Source organism: Intrasporangium sp. (genome assembly GCF_036566125.1).
In the GTDB taxonomy this organism is placed as follows: domain Bacteria; phylum Actinomycetota; class Actinomycetes; order Actinomycetales; family Dermatophilaceae; genus Intrasporangium.
The window spans coordinates 1-8,295 of record NZ_DATCWX010000211.1 but is presented as its reverse complement, the minus strand read 5'-3'; the positions used below and the strand labels follow the sequence as shown (position 1 = coordinate 8,295).

The 8,295-nt window shown below is 69.0% G+C and carries 9 protein-coding genes; 5 read left to right on the top strand and 4 right to left on the bottom strand.

Features of this window, described 5'->3' with window-relative positions:
- From VIR15_RS13050 to sp36, 3 genes are all read right to left on the bottom strand, one after another.
- The coding region (locus VIR15_RS13050) for an NUDIX hydrolase (protein WP_414654960.1) at positions 1–457 on the bottom strand (457 nt) is incomplete at its 3' end.
- Positions 458–465: 8 nt separating this feature from the next.
- Positions 466–939: a RidA family protein gene (locus VIR15_RS13045; protein WP_331928280.1), complete on the bottom strand. Its 474-nt coding sequence runs from the start codon at positions 937–939 to the stop codon at positions 466–468.
- Between the two features lie 3 nt (positions 940–942).
- Entirely contained in the window at positions 943–1,101 is a 159-nt protein-coding gene (gene sp36 / locus VIR15_RS13040; RefSeq protein ID WP_324143726.1) for a Sp36 family protein, read from the bottom strand.
- A gap of 41 nt (positions 1,102–1,142) precedes the next feature.
- Here sp36 and VIR15_RS13035 point away from each other — a divergent pair, with 41 nt between their 5' ends.
- The 4 genes from VIR15_RS13035 (at position 1,143) to bagB (ending at position 5,388) form a co-directional block, all read left to right on the top strand.
- Positions 1,143–1,943, top strand: a complete 801-nt coding sequence (locus tag VIR15_RS13035; RefSeq protein ID WP_331928276.1) for an alpha/beta hydrolase family protein — start codon at positions 1,143–1,145, stop codon at positions 1,941–1,943.
- Positions 1,944–2,092: 149 nt separating this feature from the next.
- Positions 2,093–3,013: a putative endonuclease domain-containing protein gene (locus VIR15_RS13030; protein WP_331928274.1), complete on the top strand. Its 921-nt coding sequence runs from the start codon at positions 2,093–2,095 to the stop codon at positions 3,011–3,013.
- Positions 3,014–3,106: 93 nt separating this feature from the next.
- Entirely contained in the window at positions 3,107–4,168 is a 1,062-nt protein-coding gene (gene bagA / locus VIR15_RS13025) for an ATPase BagA (RefSeq protein ID WP_331928272.1), read from the top strand.
- Positions 4,165–5,388 carry an ATPase BagB gene (gene bagB / locus VIR15_RS13020; protein WP_524538100.1) on the top strand — a complete coding sequence of 408 codons (1,224 nt, stop codon included), beginning with the start codon at positions 4,165–4,167 and terminating at the stop codon, positions 5,386–5,388. The genes bagA and bagB overlap by 4 nt, the downstream gene beginning before the upstream one ends.
- A gap of 87 nt (positions 5,389–5,475) precedes the next feature.
- Here bagB and VIR15_RS13015 read toward each other — a convergent pair whose 3' ends face one another.
- Entirely contained in the window at positions 5,476–5,781 is a 306-nt protein-coding gene (locus VIR15_RS13015; RefSeq protein WP_331928270.1) for a WhiB family transcriptional regulator, read from the bottom strand.
- Positions 5,782–6,039: 258 nt separating this feature from the next.
- On the opposite strand from VIR15_RS13015, the gene VIR15_RS13010 reads away from it, so the two are divergent.
- The coding region (locus VIR15_RS13010; protein WP_331928268.1) for a penicillin-binding protein at positions 6,040–8,295 on the top strand (2,256 nt) is incomplete at its 3' end.

The following is an 8,295-nucleotide window of genomic DNA, read 5'->3' as shown; positions in this document are numbered from 1 at the left end:
GCCGCTCGCGGACCCCGGCCCACGTCTCGTCGTGTGGGTCGACGAGCGGCCCGGTGGTGGACGCGCTGGCCAGCAGGACCCCGACCTCCTCGAAGACCTCGCGGACCGCGGCAGCGACGTACATCTGGGCCTCGGGGGGCGTGCACCCGAGCCGCTCCGCCCACTCCGCCGGTGACGGGCCGGCCCACGGGAGCCCGGCATCGCCGTCGCGCGCGTCGACCCCACCGCCCGGGAAGACGTGCATGCTCGGCGCGAACGCCATCCCCGACACGCGCTTGAGCATGAACACCTCAGGCCCGCGCTCGCCGTCGCGGACGAGCATGACCGTGCTCGCCTGCCGCGGCCTGGCCTCCTGCCAGCGCTCGCCCCCGAGCCACCGGAGCGCGAGCTCGCTGACGCCGCTCAGCCGGGTGATCGGGAAGTACCGCGCCGGGCGGCTCTCGGAGGCAGACGCCATGACGCTGCTCAATCTGCGACGGAGACGGTGACCTCGACCTCCACAGGGGCGTCAAGCGGCAGGGCCGCGACACCGACCGCGCTGCGGGCGTGCGCTCCCTTGTCGCCGAATGCCGTGCCGAGCAGTTCGCTCGCGCCGTTGATGACCCCGGGCTGGCCGGTGAAGCCCGGGTCGCTCGCGACGAACCCGACGACCTTGACGACCTGGGTGACCTTCTCGAGGTCACCGACGACGGACTTGATCGCAGCGATCGCGTTGAGGGCGCAGAGCGCAGCGAGAGCCTTGGCATCGGCCGCCGGGACGAGCCCGTGGCCGTCGCCGACCTTGCCGGTGGCCTCGAGGTTGCCATCGCGCATCGGCAGCTGGCCGGACGTGAAGACGAGGTTGCCGTTGCGCAGGGCAGGCACGTAGGCCGCAACCGGTGCGACGACCTCAGGGACGGTCAGGCCGAGCTCGGAGAGGCGTTCTTCGACGGTGGTCATGGCTCAGGCTCCCTTGGGCCGCTTGAAATACGCAACGAGGCTCGTGCCGTCGGGCCCGGGCACGATCTGGACGAGCTCCCACCCGTCGGCGCCGAAGTTGTCGAGGATCTGCTTCGTGTTGTGGATGAGCAGAGGGGCGGTGAGGTACTCCCACGTGGTCATGAGCCTCACCCTACTTCGCGCCACTTTGGCACGATGACCGCATGGACCCCCACGCGGACGACGTCCTCGAGAGGCCGGCTCCCCCATCGGACGACACGAGGCCGTATGCCGCTGAGCCCGCACAGGTCTATGACGTGCGGTTCCCCTCCTCCCGCCGTCGCACCACCTCGGGTGGGACCTCCGTCCGCGCGGGCACGGTGGTGGTGGTGCACGGCGGATTCTGGCGGGCGTCTCATGACCGATCGCACGCGGCGGCCCAGGCAGTGGGATTGGCCGAGGACGGCTGGCACGTCGCCGTCGGCGAATATCGTCGTGCAGGCATGCCGGGGGGCGGCTGGCCCGGGACGTTCGACGACCTCGCTGCGTTGGTCGCAGCGGTCGACGCCGATCCGGACCTGCCCGGGCCACTCGTCCTCATGGGCCACTCCGCCGGCGGCCACCTCGTCGCCTGGGCCGCGAACCAGCCCTGGGCCGACCGCCTCTCCGGCGTCGTCGTCCTGGCCGGCTGTGTCGATCTGCAGGCGACGGATCGTCTGCACCTCGGGGCGGATGCGGCGCGGGACTTCCTCGGCGACCCTGCCATCGAGGTCGACGCCTGGCGTGCGGCGGACCCGATGAGCGAGCTGCCGCCACGGGTTCCGGTCCGGCTCGTGCACGGAGGGCTCGACCGCGAGGTCCCCGTCTCGGTCACTGACGCCTACGTTCGCGAGGCCCGGCGGCTCGGTGGTGACGTCCGGCTCGACGTGATCCCGGACGCCGGCCACTTCTCCGTCATCGACCCCGACAGCCCGGCCTGGCCCCGCGTCCTCGCCGCCCTCGACTCCCTCCCCTCCCCGGTTTGAGGTAAACACGCCGCTGGCTCACCGGCGCGTCTACCTCAAACCGCAGGGGGGTGCGCGGCAGTCCACATCCCTGGATCGCCGAGTCGCCTCGTCCACAGGGCCGTCGGCAGCGGTCCCACGGCGCCGCTGGTCGACGCAAGCCTCGGGACATGGACCGACCGAAGCGACGTCGCATCGCCCATGAGCTGGCCGAGCTGCACGGCGGTGTCGTGTCGAGGGCCGATCTGCGCACTGCCGGTGTCACGGACGCAGACATCCGGGCGGAGCTGCGCGCCGAGCGGTGGGCAGTTCACGGACTCCAGACCATCGCGATCCACACGCGATCGCTCTCGGAGACAGAGCGGCGCTGGCAGAGCATCTGGGAGATCGGAGAACGAATCGCCTGCCTCGACGGCGTCACCGCCCTGCAAGCGGCGGGGCTCACCGGTTTCGACGAGGACACGATCCACGTCTCGGTCGTCCACTCTCACCGGGTCAAGCGCCTCGCCGGAGTGCGTGTTCACAAGATCACCCGCCGCTCGCCGGACGAGGTCGTGCGGGTCAGCCTGCCCCGGACACGCGCGCACGTCGCAGCGATCCGGGCAGCACATTGGGCGGTCAGCGACCGACAGGCGGCCCTCCTCATGATCATGGCCATCCAGCAGGGCCTGTGCACGCCCGACCAGCTGCTCGAGACGTCCAAGCACGTGCGGGGACGCAAACGCCGAGCGTTCGTCCGCGGTGTCATTCGCGACCTCGCCCTTGGCGTCCGGTCGCTGGGCGAGCTCGACTTCGCGAAGCTGTGCCGGGCGCGGGGTCTTCCGGAGCCGGTGCGTCAGCAGGTGCGCCAGGACGCCAAGGGGCGGGTGTACCTCGACGTCCGTTGGGACTGCGGACTCGTCGTCGAGATCGACGGCGTCCAACACTTCAAGGGGCTGGCGCCGGTCGATGACCAGCTGCGCCAGAACCGGGTGGCCCTGACGAACGACACGGTCCTGCGCATCGCCAACATCGGCCTCCGACTCCACGAGGACGAGTTCATGGAGCAGGTCGAGGCGGGACTCGCCCTGCGAGGCGCCATCGCGGTTTGAGGTAGACGCGCCGCTGACGCACCGGCGCGTTTACCTCAAACCGCGAGATGGAGGGCCGGGGGTTCAGGGTTCGCGGGGCAATAGAGTGCCGGTGTGACGACTGCGAGTGCGACCGCCTCCGAGGCGGCCGGTGCGCGCACCTGGGAGCGCGTCCGGCTGCACGTCGTCACCGGCAAGGGCGGGACGGGGAAGACGACGGCCGCCTCGGCTTTGGCCATCGCGCTGGCCTCGCGCCAGACGACTCCGGCCACGCGGGTGCTCCTCGCGGAGGTCGAGGGTCGCCAGGGCATCAGCCAAACCTTCGACGTGCCCCCGCTGGGCACCGAGGAGACCCGGATCGCGCGCCCGAGGTCGGGCGGCGAGATCGTCGGGCTCTCCGTCGACGCCAAGGCCGCCCTCCTCGAGTACCTGCAGCTGTTCTACAAGCTCGGCCGCGCGGGCAAGCTCCTCGAGAAGTTCGGGGCCATCGACTTCGCCACCACCATTGCGCCAGGAGTCCGCGACGTCCTCGTCATCGGCAAGCTCTACGAAGCCAACCGACGACGCAAGGACGGCAAACATCGGGGACCGAGCCCAGCGGCATACGACGCCATCGTCATGGACGCCCCGCCGACGGGGCGCATCGGGCGCTTTCTCAGCGTCAACTCGGAGGTCGCCGACCTTGCCCGGGTCGGTCCGATCCACAGCCAGGCCGGCTCGATCACGGAGCTCCTCGAGAGCGACCAGACGCTCGTACACATCGTCACGCTGCTCGAGGAGATGCCGGTCCAGGAGACCCTCGAGGCCATCTCGGAGCTCCGGGCGAAGCACCTCCAGGTCGGCGCGATCATCGTGAACATGGTCCGGCCGCCCCTCCTCGACGACGTGGCGCTCGAACAGGCCCGCACCGGTCGGCTGCACAAGCCCTCGATCACCGGCCAGCTCACGGAGGCCGGTGTCAAGGTGACGCCCGAGCTCGTCGACGGGCTGCTCGAGGAGGCCCACGACCACGCGCATCGGGTCGACCTCGAGAGCGAGCAGCTGGCCCTCCTGCAGCAGACTGGCCTGCCGCTCCTGCTGCTCCCAGCGCTGCCCGAGGGGGTCGACTCCGGGTCGGTCCGCGAGCTGGCCGACATCCTGTGGGACGGGCTCGTGGAGGAAGGCCTGATCGAATGACCACGACGGCAACGACCGCTCGCGACGAGCCGCCCGTCCAGACCTCCGCACACGCCCGGGCCGCGCAGTCGGCTCCCCGGCTGGACATCGACGCGATGATCGCCGACAAGGGGGTCGAGATCGTCGTGTGCTGCGGCTCCGGAGGCGTCGGCAAGACGACGACGGCCGCCGCCCTCGGCCTGCGCGCGGCCGAGGCCGGCCGGCGGGTCGTCGTGCTGACGATCGACCCGGCCAAGCGCCTGGCTCAGGCCCTCGGCCTGAGCGAGCTCGACAACACCCCGCGACCGGTTGACGGGATCGACACGTCGAAGGGCGGCAGCCTCGACGCGATGATGCTCGACATGAAGCGGACCTTTGACGAGGTCGTCATCGCCCACGCCGACCCCGGCAAGGCGGAGCAGATCCTCGAGAACCCCTTCTACCAGGCGGTCAGCTCCTCCTTCGCCGGGACGCAGGAGTACATGGCGATGGAGAAGCTCGGCCAGCTCAAGGCCACGGCCGACTCGATGCCGGACGGCTGGGACCTCATCATCGTCGACACCCCGCCCTCACGATCGGCGCTCGACTTCCTCGACGCACCCAACCGGCTCGGCAGCTTCCTCGATGGGCGCTTCATCCGGATGCTCACCGCCCCGGCCAAGGCGAGCGGCCGCGCGGGGCTCAAGGTCTTCGGCCTCGGTGTCCAGCTCGTCAGCAACACGATGGCCAAGATCCTCGGTGGTCAGTTCCTCGGCGACGTGCAGTCCTTCGTCGCGGCGCTCGACACGATGTTCGGCGGGTTCCGCGAGCGAGCCGACCTCACCTACCAGCTGCTGTCGCGCCAGGGGACGTCGTTCCTCGTCGTGGCGGCGCCGGAGCGCGACGCGTTGCGTGAGGCGTCCTTCTTCGTCGACCGCCTCCAAGCGGACGGTATGCCGCTGAGCGGGCTCGTCGTCAACCGCATGGGTCGCGTCTCGGCGGGGGCACTCACGCCCTCACGCGCGTTGGCCGTCGCGGAGGCGCTCGAGGACAGCGGGGGACCCAAGTCGGCCGCCAACGCCGCCGGCCTGCTCCGCCTCCACGCCGCAGTCGTGACGATCGCACAGCGACAGCGCGAGCTCGCGGAGCGTTTCTCGAGAGCGCACCCGGATGTGCCAGTCGTCCAGATCCCGGCGTTGAACCGCGACGTCCACGACCTGGACAACCTGCGTGAGATCGGCAACGCGCTTGCTGGGCCGTGATCCCCGTCATCACGACCCAGCAAGTGGTTCCGATGTGTTGCTTCCCCCGAGGGCTCAGCGCCCTGCTGTTCCCCGCCAGCGTCCCCGTTACGCGGACTGGGCCTGAGCCGCCATCGACGTCCGGAGCGCGGTCTTCCAGGACGTGATGTCCGGGCGCTTGCGGAGCAGCGCTCGCCGCTCCCGCTCGGTCATCCCGCCCCAGACCCCGAACTCCGTCCGGTTGTCGAGGGCCTCGGCCAGACACTGCGCCAGCACTGGGCAGGTCTTGCAGACCGCCTTTGCATCATGCTGCGCCTTGCCTCGGACGAAGAGCGCGTCCGGGTCCTGCCCGGTGCACGCTGCCTGACTGGCCCACTCGTCGACCCAACTTGTCGAAATGGTGGCGACACTCATTCTTTTTACCCCTCCCCGCTCGACGCCTCCCACGACGCCGAGTTGGATCCAGACCGTCCCACCGATCCAGACCAGGCCCCCTTCGGCCCAAACGAGACATTACGAGCACTGGTCCGAACCGGACATAGGCCGTATGCATCATTTGATGGTGTCGAGGTGACTAGTCACCCGTTGACCAGCAGGAATGGGGCCATACGCGGCACAGAGGCGCAAATCGCGAGGCCTGATACGTCGGTCCCACCCGTTACCCTTGAGCCCATGTCGTCTTCCCGGACCACGTCGATCGGCGGTGTCATCAGCCTCCTCGGCGCCTTCGTCGCTGCCGCGATGGTGCTCGGCCTCCTCGCTGCTGGGCTCTTCATGCCCGCGGTCGGAGCGACCGGTGCCCTTGCCCGCAATGGCGTCGACATCTTCAACGAGCTCCCGGGTGAGTTCAAGACCGATCCGCTGAAGCAGCAGTCGCGGATCCTGGCAGCCGACGGGAAGGTCATCGCCACCCCGGCCGAGCAGAACCGCATCATCGTCCCGCTGGACCAGGTCGCCCCGATCATGCGCAAGGCGCAGGTCGCGATCGAGGACCACCGCTTCTACGATCACGGGGGCTTTGACCTGCAGGGCGTCGTGCGGGCCGCGATCGCCAACGTCCGCACCGGCGCGACGACATCCGGCGCATCGTCGCTGACCCAGCAGTACGTGAAGATCTCGCTGCAGTACACGGCGCTCAACCAGGGCGACGAGGAGGCCGCCGCAGCGGCGGTCCGGAAGGACTACCTCCGCAAGCTCAAGGAGGTCAAGTACGCGATCACCCTCGAGAAGCAGATGACGAAGGATGAGATCCTCGCGGGGTACCTCAACCTCGTCTACTACGGTGACCAGGCCTACGGCGTCGAGGCAGCAGCTCGGCACTACTTCTCCGTCCCCGCGAGCAAGCTCATCCTGTCGCAGGCGGCCCTGCTGGCGGGGCTGACCCAGAACCCGGGCACCACCGACCCGGTCAACTACCCGGAGCGGGCGCTCGCGCGACGCAACGTGGTCCTCGACCGGATGCACGAGCTCAAGATCATCAACGACGCGAACTGGCAGGCCGCGAAGAAGCGGACCATCAAGCAGGACCTCAAGGTGTCGGAGGCCAAGAGCACCTGCCTGGCGTCGCCCTACCCTTACTGGTGCGAGTTCGTCATCAACTACGTCGAGACCATGCCCGAGCTCGGCAAGACCGTGGAGCAGCGGCGACGCCTGCTGCGCACGGGCGGCCTCACGGTGCATACGACGCTGGACCCGAAGATCCAGAAGATCGTCCAGGAGGAGGTGACGCGGAAGGTCCCGATCGGCGACAAGTCCGATGTCGGTGCCGCCGCGTACGTCACCGAGCCGGGAACGGGCAAGGTGCTCGGGTTCGCGCAGAACACGGAGTACACGGTCGGGAAACAGAGCCGCGGCAAGACCGGTATCTCCTGGGCGCTGGACAAGCAGTGGGGCGGTTCGAGCGGCTTCCACTTCGGCTCGACGGCAAAGGCTTTCTCACTGCTGACGGCGATGGAGTCAGGCATGACGACCAGTGCGAGCGTCAAGGCCAAGGCTGCTGGGAAAAAGGCTGCCACCTACCTGCCGCGCGAGTTCGCCAAGGGCTGCGGACCCGGAGCGCCCTGGCAGGTCCATAACGACACGGACTTTGGCGGGGGATCGATCAGCCTGATGAAGGCGACGGCCCTGTCGACCAACACGGCGTTCGTCGCCCTGGCCCAGCAACTCGGTGGCTGCAAGGTGTGGGACACGATGAACCGCCTCGGCCTGCACCAGGCCGACGGCAAGCCACTGCCGAAGTACGCGCCGGCCTATATCCTCGGTGCCGCCGAGGTCTCCCCGCAGGGCGTGGCCAACTCCTACGCAACCCTCGCCGCCGATGGCAAGCGCTGCTCGATGGTCGTCGTCACCAAGGTGACCCAGGGCTCGAAGACGCTGGCGGCGCCGAAGACCAAGTGCGAGCAGGTCGCCAAGGCCGACTACGTCCGGGGGACGGACAAGTTCCTCGAGTACAACATGACCAACGGGTCGGGCCAGCGCAACCAGCTCGACGGCCGCCAGTCGGCCGGCAAGACCGGAACGTCGAACTCCAACAACGAGTCGTGGTTCGTCGGCTACACGCCGAACCTCGTCACGGCGGTCTGGGTCGGCACGCCGGACGATGGCAACAAGCGGAAGATGTTCAACGTCCGCGTCGGCGGCCAGTTCTATCCGGTGATGCACGGTGCATCGATCGCCGCGCCAATCTGGAAGGGCATCATGAACCGGGCCCACGAGGGCCTGCCCGTCATGAAGTTCAAGGAGCCCTCGGACAAGATCACCAAGGGCGACGAGGTCAACATCCCCAACGTCACCGGGCGGTCGGTGAGCGACGCGAGGAGGATCCTCGAGCGCGCGGGCTTCAGCGTCGATGTGGGCGACTCGATGGACTCAAACGTCCGCAGGGGTCAGGTAGCCGGCACGTCACCCTCCGGCAAGGCCCCCAAGGGC

Excerpts from the sequence above, each read along its gene's own strand:
- VIR15_RS13045 (WP_331928280.1), bottom strand. The coding sequence starts at position 939 with ATGACCACCGTCGAAGAACGCCTCTCCGAGCTCGGCCTGACCGTCCCT.
- sp36 (WP_324143726.1), bottom strand. The coding sequence starts at position 1,101 with ATGACCACGTGGGAGTACCTCACCGCCCCTCTGCTCATCCACAACACG.
- VIR15_RS13035 (WP_331928276.1), top strand. The coding sequence starts at position 1,143 with ATGGACCCCCACGCGGACGACGTCCTCGAGAGGCCGGCTCCCCCATCG.
- VIR15_RS13030 (WP_331928274.1), top strand. The coding sequence starts at position 2,093 with ATGGACCGACCGAAGCGACGTCGCATCGCCCATGAGCTGGCCGAGCTG.
- bagB (WP_524538100.1), top strand. The coding sequence starts at position 4,165 with ATGACCACGACGGCAACGACCGCTCGCGACGAGCCGCCCGTCCAGACC.
- VIR15_RS13015 (WP_331928270.1), bottom strand. The coding sequence starts at position 5,781 with ATGAGTGTCGCCACCATTTCGACAAGTTGGGTCGACGAGTGGGCCAGT.